General features: G+C 47.0%; 21 protein-coding genes and 1 pseudogene. 8 read left to right on the top strand and 14 right to left on the bottom strand.

What is annotated here, in order from left to right; translation table 11 throughout:
- Window positions 1-6: 6 nt before the first annotated feature.
- From RDN79_RS15895 to cbiB, 3 genes are read right to left on the bottom strand one after another with little or no spacing between them, the layout of a single operon-like run.
- Window positions 7-522: a bifunctional adenosylcobinamide kinase/adenosylcobinamide-phosphate guanylyltransferase gene (locus RDN79_RS15895; protein WP_298550642.1), complete on the bottom strand. Its 516-nt coding sequence runs from the start codon at window positions 520-522 to the stop codon at window positions 7-9.
- 4 nt (window positions 523-526) lie between these two features.
- Window positions 527-1,132 (bottom strand): S4 domain-containing protein, encoded by a 606-nt coding sequence (locus RDN79_RS15890; RefSeq protein WP_298550640.1) that lies wholly within the window; start codon window positions 1,130-1,132, stop codon window positions 527-529.
- A 15-nt stretch (window positions 1,133-1,147) separates the two neighbouring features.
- A complete protein-coding gene (gene cbiB / locus RDN79_RS15885; RefSeq protein ID WP_298550638.1) occupies window positions 1,148-2,101 on the bottom strand; it encodes an adenosylcobinamide-phosphate synthase CbiB in 954 nt (317 codons plus the stop codon).
- A 303-nt stretch (window positions 2,102-2,404) separates the two neighbouring features.
- On the opposite strand from cbiB, the gene RDN79_RS15880 reads away from it, so the two are divergent.
- From RDN79_RS15880 to RDN79_RS15850, 7 genes are all read left to right on the top strand, one after another.
- Window positions 2,405-4,288: an ABC-F family ATP-binding cassette domain-containing protein gene (locus RDN79_RS15880; RefSeq protein WP_298550636.1), complete on the top strand. Its 1,884-nt coding sequence runs from the start codon at window positions 2,405-2,407 to the stop codon at window positions 4,286-4,288.
- A gap of 5 nt (window positions 4,289-4,293) precedes the next feature.
- The gene (locus tag RDN79_RS15875; protein WP_298550634.1) at window positions 4,294-5,469 is read left to right on the top strand and encodes an MFS transporter; all 1,176 of its coding nucleotides are present in this window, start codon (window positions 4,294-4,296) and stop codon (window positions 5,467-5,469) included.
- A gap of 7 nt (window positions 5,470-5,476) precedes the next feature.
- The gene (locus RDN79_RS15870) at window positions 5,477-6,007 is read left to right on the top strand and encodes a methylated-DNA--[protein]-cysteine S-methyltransferase (RefSeq protein WP_298550632.1); all 531 of its coding nucleotides are present in this window, start codon (window positions 5,477-5,479) and stop codon (window positions 6,005-6,007) included.
- 433 nt (window positions 6,008-6,440) lie between these two features.
- Entirely contained in the window at window positions 6,441-6,797 is a 357-nt protein-coding gene (locus RDN79_RS15865) for a hypothetical protein (protein ID WP_298550631.1), read from the top strand.
- Between the two features lie 135 nt (window positions 6,798-6,932).
- On the top strand, window positions 6,933-7,832 hold the full coding sequence (locus RDN79_RS15860; protein ID WP_298550630.1) for a YitT family protein: 900 nt from the start codon (window positions 6,933-6,935) through the stop codon (window positions 7,830-7,832).
- 134 nt (window positions 7,833-7,966) lie between these two features.
- Window positions 7,967-9,166, top strand: a complete 1,200-nt coding sequence (locus tag RDN79_RS15855; RefSeq protein ID WP_298550629.1) for a pyridoxal phosphate-dependent aminotransferase — start codon at window positions 7,967-7,969, stop codon at window positions 9,164-9,166.
- 17 nt (window positions 9,167-9,183) lie between these two features.
- Window positions 9,184-10,428, top strand: a complete 1,245-nt coding sequence (locus RDN79_RS15850; RefSeq protein ID WP_298550628.1) for an ABC transporter permease — start codon at window positions 9,184-9,186, stop codon at window positions 10,426-10,428.
- Between the two features lie 28 nt (window positions 10,429-10,456).
- On the opposite strand, the gene RDN79_RS15845 is transcribed toward RDN79_RS15850, so the two are convergent.
- Complete coding sequence (locus RDN79_RS15845) at window positions 10,457-11,635, bottom strand: glycosyltransferase (RefSeq protein WP_298550627.1); 1,179 nt, start codon at window positions 11,633-11,635, stop codon at window positions 10,457-10,459.
- 38 nt (window positions 11,636-11,673) lie between these two features.
- Window positions 11,674-13,437, bottom strand: coding sequence for a HAMP domain-containing sensor histidine kinase (locus tag RDN79_RS15840; protein WP_298550626.1), 1,764 nt, complete (start codon window positions 13,435-13,437; stop codon window positions 11,674-11,676).
- A gap of 364 nt (window positions 13,438-13,801) precedes the next feature.
- Between RDN79_RS15840 and RDN79_RS15835 the strand changes: the two are divergent.
- Window positions 13,802-14,077 (top strand): annotated as a pseudogene (locus RDN79_RS15835) (DUF6261 family protein); the annotation flags it as partial.
- A 97-nt stretch (window positions 14,078-14,174) separates the two neighbouring features.
- Here the strand turns inward: RDN79_RS15835 and RDN79_RS15830 are convergent.
- From RDN79_RS15830 to hisH, 9 genes are all read right to left on the bottom strand, one after another.
- Window positions 14,175-14,771, bottom strand: a complete 597-nt coding sequence (locus RDN79_RS15830; protein ID WP_298550623.1) for an outer membrane beta-barrel protein — start codon at window positions 14,769-14,771, stop codon at window positions 14,175-14,177.
- 4 nt (window positions 14,772-14,775) lie between these two features.
- Complete coding sequence (locus RDN79_RS15825; RefSeq protein ID WP_298550621.1) at window positions 14,776-16,128, bottom strand: C10 family peptidase; 1,353 nt, start codon at window positions 16,126-16,128, stop codon at window positions 14,776-14,778.
- 274 nt (window positions 16,129-16,402) lie between these two features.
- Window positions 16,403-17,560: a diaminopimelate decarboxylase gene (gene lysA, locus RDN79_RS15820; RefSeq protein ID WP_298550619.1), complete on the bottom strand. Its 1,158-nt coding sequence runs from the start codon at window positions 17,558-17,560 to the stop codon at window positions 16,403-16,405.
- A 116-nt stretch (window positions 17,561-17,676) separates the two neighbouring features.
- Window positions 17,677-18,990 (bottom strand): aspartate kinase, encoded by a 1,314-nt coding sequence (locus RDN79_RS15815; protein WP_298550617.1) that lies wholly within the window; start codon window positions 18,988-18,990, stop codon window positions 17,677-17,679.
- A 64-nt stretch (window positions 18,991-19,054) separates the two neighbouring features.
- Window positions 19,055-19,732, bottom strand: coding sequence for a cell division ATP-binding protein FtsE (locus tag RDN79_RS15810; RefSeq protein WP_298550615.1), 678 nt, complete (start codon window positions 19,730-19,732; stop codon window positions 19,055-19,057).
- A gap of 5 nt (window positions 19,733-19,737) precedes the next feature.
- Window positions 19,738-20,334 (bottom strand): bifunctional phosphoribosyl-AMP cyclohydrolase/phosphoribosyl-ATP diphosphatase HisIE, encoded by a 597-nt coding sequence (gene hisIE, locus RDN79_RS15805; protein ID WP_298550613.1) that lies wholly within the window; start codon window positions 20,332-20,334, stop codon window positions 19,738-19,740.
- A 177-nt stretch (window positions 20,335-20,511) separates the two neighbouring features.
- Window positions 20,512-21,267, bottom strand: a complete 756-nt coding sequence (gene hisF / locus RDN79_RS15800) for an imidazole glycerol phosphate synthase subunit HisF (protein ID WP_298550611.1) — start codon at window positions 21,265-21,267, stop codon at window positions 20,512-20,514.
- Window positions 21,268-21,286: 19 nt separating this feature from the next.
- The gene (gene hisA, locus RDN79_RS15795) at window positions 21,287-22,006 is read right to left on the bottom strand and encodes a 1-(5-phosphoribosyl)-5-[(5-phosphoribosylamino)methylideneamino]imidazole-4-carboxamide isomerase (RefSeq protein WP_298550609.1); all 720 of its coding nucleotides are present in this window, start codon (window positions 22,004-22,006) and stop codon (window positions 21,287-21,289) included.
- 6 nt (window positions 22,007-22,012) lie between these two features.
- Complete coding sequence (gene hisH / locus RDN79_RS15790; protein WP_298550607.1) at window positions 22,013-22,603, bottom strand: imidazole glycerol phosphate synthase subunit HisH; 591 nt, start codon at window positions 22,601-22,603, stop codon at window positions 22,013-22,015.
- Between the last annotated feature and the right edge of the window lie 304 nt (window positions 22,604-22,907).

Here is a 22,907-nt window from a genome sequence, read left to right as displayed (position 1 = left end):
GTTTTATTATTTAACTTTCATGGGAATACCGCTCACCATGAGGACAACTTCGTCGGCATGGGATGCGATGTATTGGTTAAGCCAACCTTGCAGGTCTGTGAACCGGCGTTGCACCGCATCGGGAGAAACGCCACCCAACCCGATTTCGTTTGTGACGAAGATCAGATAGGCATCCTGCTCTGTAAATCTATTGAATTCATCTTTTAACTCGGCTAACGAACGATTCGTGTCGCCTTCATTGTCGAAGAAAAAGTTCGTGCCCCAGAGGGTGACACAATCGATGACGACGACACGCCCGTTCAGATCGTGTCTGCTCAGGTATTTTTCTTCCTCGATATTCGTCCATTCCGGTCCCCGGTCGGCTTGGTGGCGAACTACACGCTCGCGGAACTCATCGTCCCAAACACGTGATGTCGCCAGGTAAACCGGATTAGCGGTCAGTGACAGAGCGAGCTTTTGCGCATATCCGCTTTTCCCGGAACGTTGACCGCCTGTTACTAAAACGATATGCTTTTTTTTCATTGTCTTATTCTCCTTTCGGTTTATTGCGGGCAGCAGCGCGTTTAGCTTTGTTGAGCGGGTTGTTCTTACTTGTCTTGCGCAACGCTGCCGATTTCGGGGAAGAAGCCAGACGCTGTGCGACGGCCGACCGTCCTAATGATTTGCCGAATTTGGGCCGTAGAGCTTCTTTCAGCATCTCTTTTTCGATATCGGTTGCCTTTGTCTCTTTTTTTGCGCTTTTCCCGTTGCGAGCGGCATGACGGGCAGCAGCATATTTATTGTATTTTACATATTTACCGGGGCGCAGGCCTTTTGAACCGGTTGTTGGAGAGGCTGCTTTCTTTTCGGAAGTCGTTGCAACCTGCGGTTTCTCTTTTTTTGTTTTATTCTTCTGTTCGCCGAATACCAGTTCCTGGGCTTTGCCACGTGCGACGGAAGCATGTTCGGACGTATGCTTTCCTACTTTAACCTGTATATCATCCAACATGACGATATCGGCTTCGGTTACTTTCTGCCCGACATGAGGCAGGCTGCCGTTTACGGTGACACGTCCTTCTTCGATGAACTTGTCCGCTTCCCTGCGTGAACAAAGGCCGGAATCACTGATGAGTTTATTTAATCTTACTTCCATTCTGTACGTATTTATTTAGTGGATAATTATTGATATTAAACAAACAATAAGCCCCATGGCAAGTTCGGCATTACTGTTTATTTTGATAGCAATTAACATGTCTTCTGTTGTGAAAGTCCGTTCGTTAGTCCCGATATAAGGCTTTTCCACCGGCTTCCCGAAATAGTCGTGGGTTCCACCGAAACGGCAGTTCAATATGGCGGCAAGGGCGGATTCCGGGTAGCCTGAATTCGGGCTGGCATGAGCCGGGCCGAAACGCTTTACGAAATCCATTTTGTTCAAGTTGCCGGAGACAGCCAGCATCAACCATGCAGTCAACCGGGCTGGGATATAATTGGCAAGATCGTCGAGCCTTGCGGCAATCTGTCCGAATTCGAGATAGTGCTCGTTTTTATAGCCGATCATCGAATCGAGCGTGTTCACCATCTTATAAGCCATCATGCCGGGAAGTCCGAGCAGGGCAAACCAAAACATGGGAGCGACCACCCCGTCGCTCAGGTTTTCCGCAAGCGTTTCGAGAGCGGCAGCCCGTATCTCTTGCGGGGAAAGGAGGGAAGTGTCACGGCCAACGATCCGTCCGACCTGTTTGCGCCCTTCTTCCGTGCTGCGGTCCACAGCCTCGAAAACGGCTTTTACTTCTTTGGCCAGCGTTTTTCCCGCCAGGCAGTAAAAGACGCCTATTCCGACCAGGATCGAAGCGACCAGCGGGTAAAAGTACTCGGCAAGCACCAATATACGTTCGCAAAGCAAATAAGTTCCGGTAACCAATACGAGCGCCATGACACCTCCTTTGACAGCCCGGTCATTCCCTTTGTTCAGCGTCTTTTCTCCTAAGGAAATCACTTTGCCGAAGCCCACAACCGGATGTGGCCATCCCTCAGGATCACCCAACAGGCGGTCAGCCAGCCATCCACCGATGAACGGGAGGGCTTTTGCCATATAAAATGATTGATGAAACCAATAATACATAATAGTGGCAAAGATAAAAATATAATTTCAGTTATGGAATTCATTGCCTACATTCCTCATGATTTATCGGGCTGAAATCGTAACGGGGTCTGCATGTCGTGGTGTGTTTGCCGCCGGGTAATCGTTTGCCGACATTCGTCGGCAGGCCTGTTGACAATTGTCGGCAGGCTTGCTCATAACTGTCGGCAGGCTTGTCGACAATTGTCGACAGGCAACCGCTCCAGCATGAATATACGAAATAATCCCGTTCATTGTACCTAATCTTTTGTATCTTTGTCCTGCATTTAAAGCAGATATGAATATATGATAAGCTATTTACAAATAGACAAGTTGACTAAGAGCTTTGGGGATTTGGTTTTGTTCGAAGAGATCACTTTTGGAATCGCGCAAGGGCAAAAGGTCGGGTTGATAGCCAAGAATGGAACGGGGAAAACGACTTTACTGAATATTATAGCCGGAAAAGAGGATTATGACAGTGGGGCGGTCGTGTTCCGTAATGATCTCCGGGTTGGGTATCTGGAACAGACGCCGCACTATCCGGATGGGTTGACCGTGTTGCAGGCTTGTTTCTACTCATCGAACGAGACGGTCCGCTTGATCGCCGAATATGAGCAGGCGATGGCGAGCGGCGACCACTCCAACCTGGAAGATATCCTGCTTCGGATGGACAATCTGAAGGCTTGGGATTACGAACAGCGTGCCAAGCAGATTTTAGGACAGTTGAAGATTCATAATTTCGACCAGAAAGTGGAAACGCTTTCCGGCGGACAGTTGAAAAGGGTGGCTTTGGCAAACGTGCTCATCACCGATCCTGAATTGATCATCCTCGACGAGCCGACCAACCACCTGGACCTGGAAATGACCGAATGGCTGGAAGGATATCTGTCTCGCGCGAACATTAGTATTTTGATGGTGACGCACGACCGGTATTTTCTGGATCGTGTCTGTAGCGAGATTATCGAGATAGACCGGAAGCAGATCTACCAGTATAAAGGGAATTACAGTTATTACCTGGAAAAACGACAGGAGCGTATGGACGCGTTGAATGCCGAGGTGGACCGGGCCAGCAATCTGCTTCGTAAGGAACTCGACTGGATGCGCCGTCAGCCGCAGGCGCGCGGGACTAAGGCGAAATTCCGGATTGACGCTTTCTATGAGCTGGAAAAGAAAGCCAAGCAGCAGCATGACGCCGGAAACGTCAATCTGGATGTAAAGGCTTCGTATATCGGATCGAAGATTTTCGAGGCGGAACATGTCTCGAAAAGTTTCGGTGATTTGAAGATCGTGGAAGATTTCAACTATATATTCGCCCGTTACGAGAAGATGGGGATTGTCGGGAATAACGGAACGGGAAAATCGACTTTTATCAAGATGCTGATGGGAGAAGTGGAGCCTGACAGCGGCCGTTTTGACGTGGGCGAGACAGTCCGGTTCGGGTATTACAGCCAGGACGGCCTCCAGTTCGACGAGCAGATGAAGGTGATCGATGTGGTCCAGGAGATCGCCGAATATGTCGATCTGGGTGACGGGAAGAAGATGGGTGTTTCACAGTTTCTGAATTATTTCCTTTTTGCTCCGGAGAAACAGCATAACTACGTTTACAAGTTGAGCGGGGGAGAGAAACGCCGTTTGTATCTCTGCACGGTCTTGATGCGTAGTCCGAACTTTCTTGTGCTCGACGAGCCGACGAACGACCTGGATATCGTCACGCTGAATGTGCTGGAAGAATATCTGCGGAACTTCAAAGGATGTGCGATCGTCGTGTCGCACGACCGCTATTTTATGGATAAGGTGGTCGATCATCTGCTGGTGTTCCGGGGAAATGCCGATATAAAGGATTTTCCGGGCAACTACACGCAATATCGCGAATGGAAAGAGGTGCAGGATCAGTTGGAAAAAGAGGCTGAAGCGGCATGCCTGGCGAAGACGGCTCCCGCCGTGGAGAAAACGCCGCGTCCTGAAAAGGAGCAGAAAAAGAAACTGACTTTCAAGGAACGCAAGGAGTTTGAAGCGCTCGAAGTCGAGATTCCTCAGCTCGAAGCCGAAAGAGCAGAGTTGGAAACGGCTATGAGCAGCGGCTCGTTGAGCAACGACGAGTTGTTGGCCAAATCCGAACGAATCGCAAAAGTAATAGAAGAAATAGACGAAAAAACAATGCGCTGGCTGGAGTTGAGCGAGCTGGCGTGAGTAAAATGGAAGAGCATAAACCTATATTGTGGAACCGGAATTTTGTGCAATGCTGCATTTCCTATTTCCTGATGAACTTCTCTTTTTATATGCTGATGCCGACGATGCCGGTCTATCTGGTGGAAGTTTTAGGAATCGATACGGCAAATGTGGGGATCGCTTTGTCCAGCTATACGATCGGCTTGCTCTGTGTCCGGCCTTTTTCGGGTTTTTTAGTGGATTGTTTTTCGCGTAAGCCGTTATACCTTTTCGCTTTCTTTGTTTTTGCTTTCATGTTCGGCGGGTATCTGATTGCCACGACCATGCTGACGATTATGACTGTCCGTTTCATTCAGGGGGGCTTTATGGGGTTGACTTCGGTTGCCGGCAATACGATTGCGATCGATGTGATCCCTTCTTCCCGTCGTGGCGAGGGGATGGGGTTTTACGGTCTGACGATCAACTTGGCGATGTCGCTGGCTCCGTTGGTGGCGGTTGCCATCTATGGGAAAGGCGGGTTTCATCAGGTTGTCTCGATTGGTTGGGTGGCGGCTTTTATCGGGGTCGGTTCTGTTTGCCTGATCCGCTATCCGAAACGGGAAAAGGTTCCGCGGCCGCATTTTTCCCTCGACCGCTTTATCTTGGTGAAGGCGTTGCCCGCTGCGCTCGCTTATATCCTGGTTGCTATTCCTTATGGGATGATTACTTCTTTTGTCGTTTTGTACGGAAAGGAAATCGAAGTGGCCGATCCGGGCTATTTCTTTATTTATATGGCGATAGGAGTGGGAACGTCGCGCCTGATCTCCGGCAGGCTGGTCGATCACGGGAAAATCCATTGGGTGTCGGTCTGTTCTTCGGTCTGCTTGTTGGTGACGTTTACCGTGTTTGCGACTGTCCACCAGCCTTGGGTTTTCTTTGCCTGCGCCTTGATGATCGGCATCGGCTACGGAGTGGGGGTTCCGGCTTTCCAATGCCTCTTTGTCAATGTCGCTCCGCATAGTATGCGCGGTACGGCTACCTCTACTTATCTGACCTCTTTTGATTTGGGGGTCGGTATCGGGATGCTTTCGGCCGGTTTTATCGCTTCCTGTGCCGGGTTGGCTGTGGCCTATGGAGTGGGAGCCGGTTGTTGCCTGGCTTCGCTTGCCGTTTATCTGCGTTGGGTGAGGCCATCGTATGAGAAGCATAAATTATTAGTATAAGTTGATTATGAGGAAAGAGAAAAATAGTATTAAAGTACAACGTTACGAATCGCCTTGCGGTTTGTTGTTACTCGGTTCGTTTGGTGACAAGCTTTGCTTATGCGACTGGCAGGTGGAAAAACATCGTGATCATGTAGACCGACGGTTGAAACGGATGCTGTGTGCCGAATTCGAGATTGGCACATCGGAAGTAATCGAGAAAGCTGCAAGGCAACTCGACGAGTTTTTTGCCGGAAAGCGTAAAGAGTTCGACGTGCCGCTTCTTTTCGTTGGCACGGACTTTCAAAAAGCAGTATGGAGCGAACTGTTGAAAATACCTTTTGGAAAGACGGTTTCTTATGGCGAAATGGCCCAGCGTATCGGTATGCCTAAAGCTGTCCGTGCGGTTGCCAATGCCAATGGCGCAAATTCCATGTCGATATTCGCGCCCTGTCATCGGGTGATCGGCAGTGACCGTTCGCTGACAGGTTACGGCGGCGGGCTTCCGGCTAAAAAGTTCTTGCTTGAATTGGAATCCCAACCTAAGCTGGCTCTGTAAATCGAAGGTCGTCCGGTTTGCAAGTAGCCATGATGGAATTTCCGATATCCATCCGGTTTTACCGGAGTGGTTGGTGGGACAGTCTTGTTCGGTATCGGGAAATGCGAATTCAGGGTGATCAAGGAATAGGAACCGGATGCAAAGGCGCAATAAATGGAGTAAACAGACTTTGATAGATTATGCTTATACGCTTATCGATTTGATCTATTAGTAGAGAAAACGGTGTCTTATTTATAATAAATGTTTCATTTGTGACTCAAAAAGATTTCCTAATTGTTAAATAGTATCCAATTTGCCAATTGTTAACAATATTTGAACATATCCAAGAACAATGTTGTAAAACATGTTGTTATATTTGCAGTAACGAAAAGAAAAAAAAGGAAGGGGTAAATGGCCCCTGTGTTTAGGTTTAACAATTTAATGTTTAGGTATTATGAGACGTTTAGGTATGGCTGTAGCAGCCGTTTTATTATGTGCAACAATGGGTTTTGCACGCGAGAACCGTAACAATGTGAGTAAAGAACCGTTTGCTATTAACTTTGAAAAATTGAGCAACTATTTGCAGTTGTCTTCTAACCAAGCCAATGAAGTAGCAAACATCAACGAGTATTTTCTGGATATGCAGGGAGAAAGTCTCCGGGCAAGTGAAAAAATGCGTGACAAAAAGATGCGTCAGGCTGTTTATGGAAATCTGAAGTTGATGAAGAAGGTTCTGACACCGGAACAGTATCGCAAATACTTGGTTCTGTTGAATGTGACAAATAATAATAACCGCACTTTGAATTTCTAATGATTCAATCCTGATCAGGTTATTTTTGATAGTAGAAGAGATTGTGTGCTTTATGTGTGCAATCTCTTCTTTTTTATCTATCTTTGCGCTGTTTTTAACAAATAACAAACAACACATAAATCGAACAACGCAAACATGGAACAACCGCTTAAACTGGTTTCTAATGCCACGCTGAAAAGAAATGCAGCAGACTACACTTTGATTATCATCGGTGCTTTTTTACAAGCACTTAGTTATGTTCTCTTCTTAGCTCCTTACAAGGTCGTCCCGGGAGGAGTCTATGGTATTTCGATCGTATTGCACTATGTCACAAAAGGACTTTTCTCTTTTATGCCCGACGGTTTGCCGATGGGTGCTACGGCTCTTTGTTTTAACATCCCGCTGATGATTTTGGCGATGAAAAAGATTGGATTGGCGTCAGGTCCCAAAACAATTGTGACGTTTGTGCTGATTTCCGTTTTTACAGACTCTTTATCTTATTTGCTGGGTAACCAGCCTCTGGTGGAAAACGATAGCTTTATCGCTTGTTTTTACGGGGGAGCCATTTTGGGTATCGGTGTGACTTGCGTGTTCCGTGCGCAGAGTACCAGTGCGGGAACGGATGTTCTGGCCCGTGTGATTGCGAATAATTCGAATCTGAAAGTCAGCAATATGATTATTTTGTTAGATTCGGCTATCGTGATGTTGGGATTGATTGTTTTCCGGGATTGGGCGGTTCCTTTGTATTCCTGGTTTGCTATTTTTGTGTACGGGAAGATTGTAGAGATGTTCCAGACGGAGAATCCGAACCGGGCGGTCTTTATCGTATCGAGAAAAACACAAGAGATAAAAGATCTGATTGTCGGAAAGATGGGGATGCGCGGCACTTTCCTGCATGGCCGTGGTATGTATGAGGGCAAGGAGAAAGAAATCATCTTTACCATTGCCGAGCGTAAAGACCTGCCCCGCCTGAAAGATGAGGTGAAGGAGATCGACCCGAATGCCTTTATCTCGACTATGCACGCAAGTAAGGATTCGCCGCGTCCGGGTATTTAGGTAATTGAAAATTGAGAATTGAAAATGAAAACTGCCGTAAAGGCGACAAAGTGAAACTAATTTTCAATTTTCAATTTTCAATTCTCAATTATTTCCTATCTTTGCCACACCTATAAAAATAACAGTAAAAAGTAATGCCTAATATTTCACAACGAGGAGCCGATATGCCGGCTTCCCCCATTCGGAAACTTGCCCCGTTGGCTGATGCTGCCAAACAGAGAGGTGTTCATGTCTATCACTTGAATATCGGTCAGCCTGACCTGCCTACCCCGCAAGCGGCATTGGATGCGATCCGGACGATCGATCGGTCGGTGTTGGAATACAGTCCCAGCCAGGGATATCGCAGTTATCGTGAAAAGTTAGTGGGATACTATAAGAAGTATGATATAAATCTGACGGCAGATGACATCATCATTACGACAGGTGGCTCGGAAGCCGTATTGTTTGCTTTCCTCAGTTGCTTGAATCCGGGTGATGAAATTATCGTGCCCGAACCGGCCTATGCCAACTACATGGCCTTTGCCATTTCGGCAGGGGCGGTGATCCGTACGGTGACGACGACGATCGAGGAAGGTTTCTCCCTTCCTAAAGTGGAGAAGTTCGAAGAGCTGATCAACGAGCGTACCAAAGCGATCCTGATCTGTAATCCCAATAATCCGACCGGGTATTTATATTCCCGTCGTGAAATGAACCAGATACGGGATATCGTGAAGAAATATGATCTTTATCTTTTCTCGGATGAGGTGTACCGTGAGTTCATTTACACCGGTTCGCCCTATATCTCGGCCTGCCATCTGGAAGGGATCGAGCAGAATGTAGTGCTGATCGACTCGGTTTCCAAGCGTTATTCGGAATGCGGTATCCGTATCGGCGCCTTGATCACGAAGAATGCCGAAGTCCGCAATGCCGTTATGAAGTTTTGCCAGGCCCGTCTGAGTCCGCCTTTGATCGGCCAGATTGCTGCCGAGGCTTCTTTGGATGCTTCCGAAGAATATGCCCGTGAGACGTATGATGAATATGTCGAACGGCGTAAATGTTTGATCGACGGCTTGAATCGTATTCCTGGCGTATATTCTCCGATTCCGATGGGGGCTTTCTATACGGTAGCCAAGTTGCCGGTAGATGATGCCGAAAAGTTTTGTGCCTGGTGCCTGAGCGATTTCGAATATGAAGGGCAGACGGTCATGATGGCTCCGGCTTCCGGTTTCTATACGACTCCGGGATTGGGGAAGAATGAAGTCCGTATGGCTTACGTCTTGAAAAAAGAAGACCTGGCGAAAGCGCTCGTGGTGCTTCGGAAGGCACTGGAGACCTATCCGGGAAAAACAGTGTAAATGAATTGTAAATTGTTTTGAGCGTAGAGTACTTTATAGCAAAACGCATCTATTTCAGCAAAGAGGGGGACCGTCAGGCTACTCCTCCCGTTGTTCGTATTGCTATGGTCGGAATAGCCTTAGGACTGGCTGTCATGATTCTTTCGGTGGCTATAGTCATAGGTTTTAAGAAGGAGATCCGGAACAAGGTGATCGGTTTCGGCTCCCATATCCAGATCACGAACTTCGATAATAATGCTTCCTACGAATCGACTCCGATTGCGGTAAGCGACACGCTGCTGGATCACCTGAAGGCTTTTCCGGGCATTACGCACGTGGAGGCTTTTGCCACGAAGCCGGGAATCCTGAAAACAGATACCGATTTTCAGGGGATTGTCCTGAAAGGCGTGGATGAAGACTACGACTGGACTTTCTTCCGCAATAATCTGAAAGAGGGCGAACTGTTTACCCTTCCTGCCGATAAGGCGTCTACGGATGTGTTGATCTCAAGCTATCTAGCAAATTTGTTGGGACTGAAAGTGGGGGATTCCTTTTTGACTTATTTTGTGCAGGATGAAGTACGTGCCCGTAAATTCCGTATAACGGGTATTTATGAGACAGGCTTTGTCGATTATGACAAGCTGTTTGTGATAGCCGATATCCGCCAGATACGCCGCCTGAACGGTTGGGCGCCTGACGAGGTGAGTGGCTTGGAATTGCAGGTGAGTGATTATGACCGGCTGGACCGGATTGCCGAAGATTTGTATTTCGATATTGCAGAAAAGCAGGACCGGAATGGCAACACTTATTATACACGTTCCATCAAAGAACTGAATCCGATGATATTCGACTGGTTGGAAGTGCAGGATATCAACGTGGTGGTGATCTTGGTACTGATCCTTGCCGTCGCCGGCTTCACCATGATTTCGGGGCTGTTGATCATTATCCTGGAACGAACGAACATGATCGGCATATTGAAAGCTCTGGGTGAAAATAATGCCAGTATCCGTAAAATATTCCTTTATATCTCCTTTTTCCTGATTGGCAAAGGGATGATTTGGGGCAATGTGATCGGAATCGTACTTTGTCTCGTCCAATCTTGTTTCCGTGTCGTAAAGCTCGATCCGTCTGTTTATTACTTAGATGCGGTTCCTATCGACCTCACCGTCTTTTCTATCGTTTTACTGAACATCGGTACATTGGCTGCCGCCATGTTAATGATGCTCGGACCTTCCTACCTGATCACCAAAATCCATCCGGCAAAAAGCATCCGGTTCGAGTAATCATGTGCCAATTGGTTAATGTGCCCGATCAAGCATTATTCGTAAAATCTTTTTTCCCGTTGAACATCCTGTAAATGCGGACATATATGTCATAGGCCGGTTGGGCGATTTCCAGCAGGGGGAGCCAGGCGGTCAACGGTTTTTGTTGCAGGAGCAGCGCTGATTTTTTATAGACGAACGCTTTGATCGTGAGGCGAAGTAGCAAAAGCAATCCGGCTGATATCGAGAGCAGCCAGTTACCCGAAAGCCCGGCAATGATGGCGGCAATCGTCGCAATCGCGAAGAGCAGATAACTGAGGGTCTCCATCCGGTAAAAAGCCAAAGAGTGTCCTTTGTAAAAATGCTCGGTAACGGCGCGTGAGGCTTTCATCTCTCTCCAGGCTCCGATGTCTTCTATTCGGTTCATCTCAATGATGGAATTGGGTGAAAATTGCACCAGCGTATTGGTGGAATCCGATACTTCGTTGATGAACAGGTTGTCCGCCCCGGCGTGAAGGTTGAGTGATTTGGAGTAACCTTTGTGGGCGAAGAACAGTTTCTTGCGATAGGAAAGATTCCGGCCGTTTCCCGTGAAAGGATGGTGGGAGAGGGCGGAAGATATCATTTGCAAACCATTCGTCAGGTTATCATAAGCAATGAGTTTGTTCAGGAACCCTTTTGTATGGCGGTAGGCGCAAAAGCCTAAAATGATATCCGTTTCGGGGTGGTATGAATCGGCCATCGCCTCGATCCATTTCGGACCGAGCGGGCGGCAGTCTGCTTCGGTGAAAAGGAGGGTATCATGACGGGCTGCCTTGATTCCCATTGTGAGGGCGAGTTTCTTATGGCTCAGGTATTGAGTGTCTACAGGCACGTATGTGTAGTAGAGATTCTTGTATTCGTTTGAGAATAGTTTGAGGACATCCTCGCTGTCGGCATCGGAGCCGTCGTTGACGACGATCACTTCATAGTCCGGATAATCCTGGTTCAGAAAAGCCGGCAGGTTCTGCCGCAAATCCTCTGGGTCCCCGTGTGCATAGATAATGACGGAGACAGGTTCCGATTCCCGGTTTGCCGTAACCCGTCCCGTGCTTTCGACCGTCTTTGCCGCGCGTAGCGGACGTGCATATGTGACCAAATAGTAAAGCAATTGAATGAGAAACAGTCCTCCGGTCATTCCGGCAAGACACATTTCAATGTTTGAGAATACCAATACGTTTTCGCTCATCGATTTTTTTATTTTCGAATGTGCAAAGGTACGGAGATTTATTTGCTTTCGCCAGCTTTCGGGCATTGTTGAGGGATAACAATGGAGAAACGGCTGCCTTTTCCCACTTCGGACTGGACTTCTATATGTCCGCCGAAATATTCGGCGATTACTTTGCAAATAGACAACCCTAACCCGGTGCCTTTCGCGTACTCGTCCAACTTGGAGAAGCGGTTAAAGATGGTCTCCTGCTTCTCTTTAGGGATTCCTATGCCGGTATCTTCCACAAAGATGCAGATTTGCTCCTGTTCCATAGGCTTGAATCCGACTTTGATGTATCCGTTTTTGGTGAATTTGATGGCATTGTTGATAAAGTTATTGATTACCTGCATAAGCCGGTGCTTATCTGTGGACAGCAATATGTCTTTTTCCGGCAGTTCGGTGAGCAGTTTTACATTTTCCGGCATCAAGATATGGTAAGTCTGATAGATTTCCATCATTAATTCTTTCAATGGGAACTCTGTAAATACGAAAGTCATTCGTCCTGATTCGATACGGGACAGATCCAGTATGTCGTTGATCAGGTTGAGCAACAGGTCGCTGTTGATGTTGACCAGTTCGATGAAACGTTCTTTTTCTTCTTGATCAATCTCTATGTCGGAATTCAGAATGTTTGAAAATCCTACGATCGCATTCAGCGGGGTGCGGATCTCATGGCTCATATTGGCCAGAAACGCAGATTTCAAACGGTCGGATTCCAAAGCTCTCAATAAAGCCGCCTCCAATTCTTGGTTTTTAACGAACAACTGGGCTTGTGCGGTCTCCTTGTGTGCCTGTTCTTTCAACCACATGCGCCATAGATAGAGGGTGATGGTGCAAATAAGAATGAATATAATACTTGTGGAGATGGTAAGAGGCTGTTTGTATAGTTCATAGAACGGTACATTCACGAGACGGACGTAAGGAGGTATTTTCTCCAACGGGAAGTTAGCCGCCTTTATGGCATGCCATACCATAATGTATTCTTTGCTATGTTCTTTGAAGGGTATTTGCCTGGCTGGAGTCCCTCGCAAAATGAGGGAAGCCGTTTCTGCTTGTTCCTTTGCCTGTATTTCTACGGAAGTGAGATATCCTCCGATATATCGGTTGTTTTTCGGGAAAAATTCATATTGGACAGACTCGTTGTAAGCGGTGAGGGCCGGATAATCGACTTGTTGGCACATCGCGTCGGAAAGGTAATCTCGATTGATTTCCAAATAGGCAAAACCTGTTCCACGGATGAAAGCGCTTAATATGTGTGCGCTGGGCAAATTGCGGTACGGGATTGTAAAGACATACCCGATCGATTCGGGATCGGCATCGTCAGACGAATTGGCTCCGTCTGCAGTAATTTCCCGAAGTCTTTTCATGTAGTTGAAGGTTTGTTCGTCGACTAATTCCGGATGGCTCATGAGATATGTATTCCAGCGGATCAACTCGATGTGGGGGGCCGTCTTGATTTGTGCCAAAAGATCGTGCAATGTTTTTTCGCCCATTGGAGTGTCGACGCAATCGACCTTGATTTTTAACTGGCCGAAAAGGTCGTGCATAAATTCGATGTTTTTAATGAAATCGTGTTTGTCTTGCCATCCTGTTATGTTGGGAAAATCTTTTAACCGTTCCCAGTCCGGGTAACTTATGCCCGCGAAAACGACGGGCAGCTGTTTCGCAAGAGGATGTCCGCAAGACAGGAGGTAATCGAGCGCATCGTTGTCGTTGACCAGAAGGATGTCCGGCTTTATTTTTTTGATCGAGTCGAGAAACTGGTACATCCGTTCATTCATTTTTTGATTTTGATCTACCTGAGAATCCAAATAGAAAGGATAAATGTCCGCGTCTATCTTTTGTTTTTGGAACGTTTTTTCGAGTATTTCGTTAAATAGCGGATAGGTATCCTTCCCCTTTTCGTAGGAATGGATCAGGGCGACCTTCTTTTTATCATCGGAAATGTTTTTGCATCCGGTGATAAAAGGTACTGAAAGTATTAGAAGTAAGTAGATCGAATATTTTAAAAAAGGCTTCATCTGTATAGTTTATTGATTTGCAAATATAATTCAAAAACTATATATTCCCTTTATATTACGATCAATAGTTTGTTAAGTTTTTGAATTTAGATAACACGATTGTCAGCAGTTTGACGGGCATTTTGACCCGGTTATCAAGGCTGTCGGCATTCATATGGACCCGTTGGTCGCTGCTTTCCAGGGAGGGCAGACGCGTGCGTATGACGACCAGACGGGGATGACGAACCACTTCCTGCAGGAATTGCAGTCGGACAAGTATAAGGATGATGTGGAAAAACTGAACCTTTCCGGCTGGATCGATGCCTTGAAAAAGGCGAACGACCTATGCGCCTCGGAGCCGGAAAGGGTGGCAGCACAGGTTCCGGCGACATCACGCCCACTCCTCCTTCGGAGGCGGTGAAGAGGAGCGTCCCGGCGAATTGTAAACCCGGCGTTCTGAAAAAGAAAAAGCGGAGATGGCAGGATCTCCGCTTTTTTTATGGATAAAGATGCAAATCCTATTTCTTCCCGCATAGCTTAAACAGCTTGCAAAGGTCGTAACCGGCGGTGAGCTGGAAGACGCGGTTCTTGTCGGAAATGTTTTCCCTGTCTACATTGGAAGTTACTCCTGCGTTATAATTGAACGCCAGATCCAGCCCGAAGTCGAAACGATAACCAAGCCCTATAACGATGGAGATTCCTGCTTTTCGGTAGGAATTTGTACTAAAAGAACTTGTAGGGATATAAGGAGAATGCCTGTTTGGGAATATCTCCAATTGGGGGCCTGCAAAGATGTTCAATCCTTTCAGGAGGTAGGGCATGTATAGCTTGGCCTTCAAGGGGATTAGCAGGCATTTGTCTTTTCGGGAAGCATTACCGTGGGATTCTAAAGGATATTTCATGCCTTGTTTGGTGAACAGAAGATCCAGTTCGGTAGCAAAGTTGCTTATCCTGTATTCTCCGAAAATACCTCCGACGAAGTGGTTACAGTAGTCAAAACCTTCGGCTCTGTTGGAAAAACCGATACCGAGGCGAGGACCTACTGACCATTGATGTTGCGCCATCGCACCATTTAGGGAAAGAAAAGCGATGAGAGTAAAGATGATCTTTTTCATGTTTTTAATTTTTAGGTTTAATATTAGTCATTTCCAGATTATTCCTATAATCGAAAGTATTATAGGAATAGAAGCTACCACTTGTGTACCAGCCATCGGAGAAACCACCCCATCCCCAATTGCAATGAACTGAAAGTGGTCCTGATTCTTCTCGTTTTTCAACGTAAATGCGCCATATATCGTAGCCATCATCTTTTTCATATTTGTCATAAGTCTTGTAGGAACTTCGACGACGGCAGTCAATGATCCAAGTGTGGTCACTGTCCGGGTTATAACCGGAAACCATTACAGGAAGTACCATTTGTTCAGGCTTGTATGAACTATAATAGGAAGTTTGGTATCCATTGTTGTTTAAGAATTGGTTCGCACTTTTGTGAGAGATGCCAGTTCCATTGGCGTCAACGTCTTTGTTTTGAATCTCGTCAAATATTGATTTGATACAATCTTGCAACTTTTCTTCATAACATTGCGATGTTTGGGTAAAACGTTTCCAATCAGCAGTAGTAATATTTTTGTAACCGATTTTGTAGTGTCCCATTATTTGTACAAGAGCAATTAATGTACATCCGGCATATGCTTTTTGTGTTGCACTGACATAAGGGAGTTTGTTGTTATATGGAGATGTCTGCTTCCATTGGGTAGTCAGTATCGTCCCATATTCAGTTCCGGCATCACCTATTGTCTCTTCTCCCATATATTCATAATCCGGATCAGGAAGAAACCCTTGTTGCATATATAAATAATGGATCGGTCCGTCATCAATCCAACCGCTTTTGGTAGAAGCAAGACGTTCCGATACTGCGTTATACAAGGAGTCTGTGTTAAAGCTCTCTATTTTGTCTTTAATGTAATAAGGCAATCCTTCACAAAACATTTTTAGCCCTTCATTATAAGCCGTATCATTAAGGGAGCCATATTCGGAAAAGGCAAAAACCTCTTCAATGCGACGGTCTGCGGAAACCATGGAAAAGCCCTCTTTTCCTTCTGTGATAAATTCTACTACGTAGTATCCGGGGACTTCATCTGTTGAACTTTTGGTTTGCATTGTTGGTAAAGAGACTTTTTTGCATGACTTGATGATACTGTTATTTCCTGATTTAGTGAGTGCATCTTTCATATATCTCTGACGCACCATTTCGATGGCCTCGCTTTCCGGTATGGTGAAGCTTCCCGTTTTTTTGATCTTGATGGCGTTGGCTTCATCTACGGACATTTTGAGTGTGATCTCCTTTGCCTCTTTTCCTGATAGATTCTCTTGTATGTCCTCATTGGAACAAGAGAAGGATAAACATGACAAGAGTAGAATAAAGATCACTGTACAACCTGAATTTAGGGGATTGTTTACATGTGTTTTCATACGCAGTAATTTATAGTACTAAACTTAGGAAAAAATAATGAATACAAACATAAGGTTTTAAATAGAAAGATCCTAATATTGTGTAAAAAATAAAAGGCGGTGTGTCAAAACTCCTTTATTACGATCTTTAAGGCACGGATTTCACGGATTTACACGGATAAATTTATTATCTTTCCGTGTAATCCGCGTAATCCGTGTCTAAATTGTGTCTATTGTAAGCAGGATTTTCTTTTTGACACACCCTCTTTTACATATACATTCGGTTTTCAGCCTTTTACAACCTGTCCGAATAATAAGCCGCCGGCAGTTTCCGGCAGTTATATTGCGAGGCCATCACTTCGCCGTAAGCACCGGCGGAGCGGAGGGCGATCAGGTCGCCGCGATGGGCGCGATTCAGTTCGACGTCTTTGCCGAAGACGTCGGACGATTCGCAGATCGGACCGACAACGTCATAAACTTCAACTTCTTCGTTGCTGGTGATATTCTCCATGCGGTGGTATGCGTCGTACATGGCCGGGCGGATCAGTTCGGTGAAACCGGCGTCCAGGATGCAGAATTTCTTCGTCTCGCCGACTTTTACATACAGCACTTTGGAGATCAGCGAACCGCATTGTGCGACGATGGAACGTCCCGGCTCGAAATGAACCTGCTGGCCGGGGCGGAATTGCAACAGTTTGTTGAATACGGCAAAATAGTTGTCGAAAGCAGGGATCGGCAAATGGTTCGGGTGATAATAATCGATGCCGAGGCCGCCGCCGAAGTTCAGATTCTCGACTTCCAGTCCACGCGCTTCCAATTCTTCCTGAATTTCATTGACACGGATTACCAGGCCACGGAAAGCGGCCATATCTGTAATCTGTGAACCGATATGGCAATGGATGCCGATCAGTTTGACATGTTCGAGACGGCTGACCAAGTCTAACACCTGTCCGAGCTGGCTCAGGTTGATGCCGAATTTGTTCTCTTTCATGCCGGTCGTGATCTTGGCATGTGTATGCGCGTCTACTTCCGGGTTGATGCGGAGGGCGATCGAGGCCACTTTGTTCTTGGCGGCAGCCAGTTCGTCCAGGATTTCCAGTTCGGCTGCCGATTCTACGTTGAAGCAGAAGATATCGTTGTCCAGTCCTAAATTGATCTCCCAGTCCGCTTTGCCTACACCGGCGTAAACGATTTTGCCGGCAGGGAAACCGGCATCGAGTGCCGCTTGTATCTCACCGCCGCTCACACAGTCGGCTCCCAAGCCGTATTCTGCAATGACTGACAAGATACGGGGATTGGCGTTCGCCTTGATTGCATAGTGGACATGATAGCCATACTTTCCGGCTTCCGTTTTTACCATATCGAGCGTTTCCTTCAGCAGCTCGATGTTATAATAATAGAAAGGCGTTGTCAGCGCCTTGAATTTGTCTGTTGGAAATGTTCCTTTGAGCATATATGATAATTAGTATATAAAATTGGCACGGATTACACGGATTTCACTGTTTTCTGAGTTTGCTCAAACTGCGTAATCCGTGTAATCCGTGCCTGAAATTTTTTATGGAATTACTGTTAGTTGTTGAATAAGTGATCGCTTAACGCTTGCAGCGCCCTTGTCTTGTCGGAGGCTTTCACAAGCAGCGAGACGTTGTAGTTGCTGCCCCCGTACGAGATCATTCGTACCGGCACGTCCTTCATCGCCTGGACGATGCGGGCTTCGAAACCGACGTTGTCCCATTCCAAGTCGCCGACAACGCAAACGATGACCATATCTTCGTCCACCGTAACCGTTCCGTATTTTTTCAGGTCGTCGACGATCTCTTCCAAATGCTTGCGGTTGTCGATCGTAACGGAAACGCCTACTTCGGAAGTCGTTACCATGTCGATCGGAGTCTGGTAGTTTTCGAATATTTCGAACACTTTGCGCAGGAAGCCGGTAGCCAACAGCATACGGCCGCTCTTGATCTTGATGGAAGTGATATTGTCTTTTGCGGCGACAGCTTTGATCTTTCCTTTTTCCGTCATGTTGGAGATCATGGTGCCCGGAGCTTCCGGCTGCATCGTGTTCAACAAACGGACTGGGATATTGTTCAGCTTGGCCGGCAGGATGCAGGTCGGGTGGAGGATCTTGGCCCCGAAGTAAGCCAGTTCGGCTGCTTCTTCAAAGTGCAGGTGGCGGACCGGCGATGTCTTTTCAACGATGCGCGGATCGTTGTTGTGCATACCGTCGATGTCTGTCCAGATCTGGATTTCTTCGGCGCCGATAGCCGCACCGATCAGGGATGCGCTGTAGTCGCTGCCGCCACGTTGCAGGTTGTCGATCTCGCCGTAGGCATTGCGGCAGATGTAACCTTGTGTGATGAAAAGGTCTGCATCCTTGTGTTCGTCCAGCAACTTGACAAGCTTTTCCTTAATATACACGGGATCCGGTTCTGCGTTCTTGTCCGTGCGCATATAATCCAGTGCCGGGATCAGAACGGAGTTTACGCCGCATTCGTTCAGATAGAGGTTCATCATGCCGGTAGAGATCAGTTCGCCCTGTGCCAGGACAACCTTTTCTTCGAACAGCGTGAAAAGATCCTTCGTGAACGTGCGGATATGATCGAAATGATGTTTTATCAGTTCTTTGGCTTTCTGTTTGTATTCGTCTGTGCTGTAGAGTTCTTCAATATGGCCGTAATATTTCTGCGCCAGTTTATTGATGACCTCGTTTGCTCCGTCAGGGTTTTTCTTGTACAAGTAATCCGAGATTTCAACCAATGAATTGGTCGTACCGGACATGGCAGACAAGACTACAATGTTACGTTCTCCCGTAATCAGTTTTGCTACACCTTTCATTCTCTGTGCAGATCCCACAGAAGTACCGCCAAACTTTAAAACTTTCATTTTCTTTTACTATATTAATTTGTTCTTCTTCGCTTTAAATGCGTGTGCAAAGTTACATAAAAAATTATTCTCCAACATCACTTAGGCAGGCATTCTCACATTTTACTATACGCGCGGGATAATTATGTACCAGCGTGTAGTTGTGGGTCGTCATGATGACAGCCGTCCCTTTGCGGCAAATGTCGTGCAGGAGCTGTACGATTTGTCCGCTTGTCTCCGGATCCAGGTTGCCGGTCGGTTCGTCTGCGAGGATCAATACCGGGTCGTTCAACAGGGCGCGGGCAATGACGATGCGCTGCTGTTCGCCGCCCGAAAGCTCGTGCGGCATCTTATAGCCTTTATCCTGCATTCCGACTTGGAACAGCACGTCGTCGATGCGTTCGTTTATCTCGCTTTTGTTTTTCCATCCGGTCGCTTTCAGGACGAATTCGAGATTTTTGTGTACCGAGCGATCGGTCAGAAGCTGGAAATCCTGAAAGACAATACCCATGTCCCTGCGCAGGTAGGGGATGTCTTTCCGTTTCATATTGCAGAGGTCATAATCTAAGAACCTGGCATCCCCTTTCTTGATGGGTATTTCGCAATACAAGGATTTCAACAGGCTGCTCTTGCCGGAGCCGACTTTTCCGATCACATACACAAACTCTTCGCTGTAGAGCGTAAGGGAGGCTTCGTGAAGGATGACGTTCTCCTCACGGCAGATTTCCACTTTATCCAGTTCAAGCAGGGGTATCTTTTCCATTGTTGTTATCCTTTATGTCTGCTTTTTAATTCGCGTGCGAGGTCTTCGATGCGAAGTCCTTTGCTTGTCAATAATACGATCAGGTGGTAGATCATGTCGGCTGCTTCGTAAACGAGGCGTTCGTCTGTCCCGTTGGTAGCTTCGATAACTGTTTCGACGGCTTCTTCGCCCACCTTCTGTGCCATGCGGTTGATGCCTTTCTGGAACAGGGTGGTGGTGTAGGAACCTTCCGGCATTTCCTGGCGGCGCTGTTCGATGAAGTTCTGCAAATATTTGAGGAACATGATGTCTTCCACATTCTTTTCGCCGAAACAAGTGTCGGCGCCGGTATGGCATACGGGACCGGCGGGAATAGCCTTGATCAGCAGTGTGTCGTTGTCGCAATCGGCGGCGATGGTGATGACCTGCAGGGTGTTTCCGCTGGTTTCGCCTTTCATCCAGATACGGTTTTTTGTACGGCTGAAGAAGGTCACTTTACCGGTTGCTTTTGTCTCTTCGTAAGCTTCTTCGTTCATGAAGCCCAACATCAATACCTTGTTTGTGTTGTAGTCCTGAACGATGGCGGGAATCAGGCCGCCCATTTTTTCAAAATCTAATTTCATTTTTTTATCTGACTATTATATTGTTCTTAATTCATCCGTATGCGTCTCTTGGTCCTTCGGTATCTGTTTCCGGTTTCATAGGCATGAAACAAAAGTTTCACTTGCATGGAACGGAAGTTTCACCTGCATGAAACAAAAGTTTCTTTTAAAGGAAACGGTAGCTCTCTGCCGTGGGCATCAGAGGCGGACGTTGATTCCTTCTTCGTGGAGATACTGTTTCAAAGCTCCTATGCCGATTTCCCCGAAATGGAACACGCTTGCCGCCAGAGCTGCGTCTGCTTTTCCGAGAGCAAAAGTGTCGCGGAAGTGCTCCATTTTCCCGGCTCCCCCCGAAGCGATGACCGGAATGTGGAGGTTGTCGGCCAGCGTAGCCAACGCTTCGTTGGCGTAGCCGTCTTTCACGCCGTCGTGTGTCATGCTGGTAAACAGGATTTCTCCGGCTCCCAGGCTTTCAGCTTCTGCCGCCCACTGGAAGAGACGTTTTTCCGTCGGAATACGTCCGCCGTTCAAGTAGCATATCCAGTCGCCCGTTTCGAAATTGGCATCGATGGCGACCACACATACCTGGCTGCCGAAGTTCTTGGCAATCTCTTCGATCAGTTTCGGATTGCGCAGGGCTGCCGAGTTGATGGAAACCTTATCGGCCCCGGCGCTCAGCAGGCGGTCCACATCTTGCAGCTCGTTGATGCCGCCGCCGACCGTGAAAGGAATGCTGATATTGGCCGCGACCTTTTTGACCAGTTCCGTAAATGTCTTACGTCCTTCGTGCGAAGCGGTTATATCCAGATATACCAATTCGTCTGCTCCCTCCCGGCTGTATTGTGCGCCCAGTTCGACCGGATCGCCGGCATCGCGGAAGTTTACGAAATTGATTCCCTTAACGGTTTTTCCATCTTTTATGTCCAAACAGGGTACTATTCTCTTGGCAAGCATATATCATCATTGTTTTTTATCAGGTGAAGCGGATCAAATCTTTCAACTGTATCTTCCCTTCGTAAATCGCTTTACCGAAGATGACAGCCGGAATACCCGCTTCAGCCAGTTTTTCAATATCTTGTATGGAACTGACACCTCCGCTGGCTATCAGGTAAAGCAGAGGTATTTGTTCCTGTATCTCCTTATATAATCCGATGGCAGGCCCTTGCAGCATGCCGTCGCGACTGATGTCCGTGCAGATTGTCTTCGTGATTCCTTTGTCGTGATAATTCCGGACGAAAGGGATCAGCTCTTTGTCTGTCGTCTCTTCCCATCCGCTTATCGCGATCTTTTTATCTTTGGCATCTGCTCCGAGGATGATTTTCTCCGGACCGAACCTGGTGATCCAGGAGGTGAACGCCTCCGGGTTCTTCACGGCGATGCTTCCGCCCGTAACCATCTGCGCACCGCTTTCGAAAGCGATTTCCAGATCTCCTTCCTGTTTCAGCCCGCCTCCGAAATCGATGATCAATGACGTGCGTGTCGCCAGCCGCTCCAACGTGCGGTAGTTGATGATCCGTCCTTGACGTGCTCCGTCCAAGTCCACCACATGCAGGCGGCGGATGCCGTGATCTTCAAACATCTTGGCTACTTCCAGGGGGTCTTCGTTATACACTTTCTTGGTGTCGTAATCGCCCTGGGTGAGTCGCACGCATTTCCCGTCGATCATATCTATTGCCGGAATCAACTCTATCATATCACCTTACAGTTTTAAAAAGTTACTTAATATGACCTCGCCGATCGAACCGCTTTTTTCCGGGTGGAACTGTGTCGCATAGAAATTGCCTTTATGCAGGGAAGCGCTGAACGGAAGGATATATTCGGTTGTCGCGGCGGTGTATTCGTTTACGGGTACATAATAACTATGTACGAAATAAACAAACTTGTTCTCCAATTGCTTGCCGAACAGTCCGCCTTTGACATCCGTAATCGTGTTCCATCCCATGTGCGGGACTTTATCCGCATGTTGTTGCGGGATGAAACGTTTTACTTCCGTATCGAAAATGCCCAGGCAATCCGCGTCTCCTTCTTCCGAATGGCGACACATCAGTTGCATGCCGAGGCAAATCCCTAAAACCGGTTGCTTCAATCCTTTGATAAGGGCATCCAGTTTATGCTCTTTCAGGTGTTCCATGGTGGTCTGCGCTTCACCGACACCCGGAAAGATTACTTTGTCCGCTTTACATAACAGTTCCGGATCTGCTGTGATCGTTGCCTCGACTCCTAATCTCTTCAGTGCGTAACTCACAGAATAAATATTTCCGGCATTGTATTTGATAATGGCGACATCCATTGTTGCTTCCTTTTTTATATTGAGCTGCAAAACTAACAAATTATCATGACATATAGATGTCTGCTTTATGAAAAGTTGCAGAATAGATGTTATTTGTGATAAACTGGCCGGTTTACCATTCCGGGCTTATTGTATAGTTCCCTCAAATACCCGCTGGTCCGAATCGAAACAGTAGTGCATGAAATTTGATTTTCTACCCCGTTTATTTCAAATGGGTCTTGTTCACTTTTGCTGTATGGTTACTTTTTGTGTATTTAATTAATAAAAGAGCACAGCTTAAAAAATAAAAGTCTATATTATAAGT

The sequence above is a fragment of the uncultured Parabacteroides sp. genome, from assembly GCF_902493135.1.
GTDB lineage: Bacteria > Bacteroidota > Bacteroidia > Bacteroidales > Tannerellaceae > Parabacteroides.
The sequence above is the reverse complement of the archived record's forward strand: the minus strand, read 5'-3'. Positions and strand labels throughout refer to the sequence as shown.

Bases quoted from the DNA above. Each gene is read 5' to 3' on its own strand.
- RDN79_RS15895 (WP_298550642.1), bottom strand. From the start codon at position 522: ATGAAAAAAAAGCATATCGTTTTAGTAACAGGCGGTCAACGTTCCGGG.
- RDN79_RS15890 (WP_298550640.1), bottom strand. From the start codon at position 1,132: ATGGAAGTAAGATTAAATAAACTCATCAGTGATTCCGGCCTTTGTTCA.
- cbiB (WP_298550638.1), bottom strand. From the start codon at position 2,101: ATGTATTATTGGTTTCATCAATCATTTTATATGGCAAAAGCCCTCCCG.
- RDN79_RS15880 (WP_298550636.1), top strand. From the start codon at position 2,405: ATGATAAGCTATTTACAAATAGACAAGTTGACTAAGAGCTTTGGGGAT.
- RDN79_RS15875 (WP_298550634.1), top strand. From the start codon at position 4,294: ATGGAAGAGCATAAACCTATATTGTGGAACCGGAATTTTGTGCAATGC.
- RDN79_RS15870 (WP_298550632.1), top strand. From the start codon at position 5,477: ATGAGGAAAGAGAAAAATAGTATTAAAGTACAACGTTACGAATCGCCT.
- RDN79_RS15865 (WP_298550631.1), top strand. From the start codon at position 6,441: ATGAGACGTTTAGGTATGGCTGTAGCAGCCGTTTTATTATGTGCAACA.
- RDN79_RS15860 (WP_298550630.1), top strand. From the start codon at position 6,933: ATGGAACAACCGCTTAAACTGGTTTCTAATGCCACGCTGAAAAGAAAT.
- RDN79_RS15855 (WP_298550629.1), top strand. From the start codon at position 7,967: ATGCCTAATATTTCACAACGAGGAGCCGATATGCCGGCTTCCCCCATT.
- RDN79_RS15845 (WP_298550627.1), bottom strand. From the start codon at position 11,635: ATGAGCGAAAACGTATTGGTATTCTCAAACATTGAAATGTGTCTTGCC.
- RDN79_RS15840 (WP_298550626.1), bottom strand. From the start codon at position 13,437: ATGAATGAACGGATGTACCAGTTTCTCGACTCGATCAAAAAAATAAAG.
- RDN79_RS15830 (WP_298550623.1), bottom strand. From the start codon at position 14,771: ATGAAAAAGATCATCTTTACTCTCATCGCTTTTCTTTCCCTAAATGGT.
- RDN79_RS15825 (WP_298550621.1), bottom strand. From the start codon at position 16,128: ATGAAAACACATGTAAACAATCCCCTAAATTCAGGTTGTACAGTGATC.
- lysA (WP_298550619.1), bottom strand. From the start codon at position 17,560: ATGCTCAAAGGAACATTTCCAACAGACAAATTCAAGGCGCTGACAACG.
- RDN79_RS15815 (WP_298550617.1), bottom strand. From the start codon at position 18,990: ATGAAAGTTTTAAAGTTTGGCGGTACTTCTGTGGGATCTGCACAGAGA.
- RDN79_RS15810 (WP_298550615.1), bottom strand. From the start codon at position 19,732: ATGGAAAAGATACCCCTGCTTGAACTGGATAAAGTGGAAATCTGCCGT.
- hisIE (WP_298550613.1), bottom strand. From the start codon at position 20,334: ATGAAATTAGATTTTGAAAAAATGGGCGGCCTGATTCCCGCCATCGTT.
- hisF (WP_298550611.1), bottom strand. From the start codon at position 21,267: ATGCTTGCCAAGAGAATAGTACCCTGTTTGGACATAAAAGATGGAAAA.
- hisA (WP_298550609.1), bottom strand. From the start codon at position 22,006: ATGATAGAGTTGATTCCGGCAATAGATATGATCGACGGGAAATGCGTG.
- hisH (WP_298550607.1), bottom strand. From the start codon at position 22,603: ATGGATGTCGCCATTATCAAATACAATGCCGGAAATATTTATTCTGTG.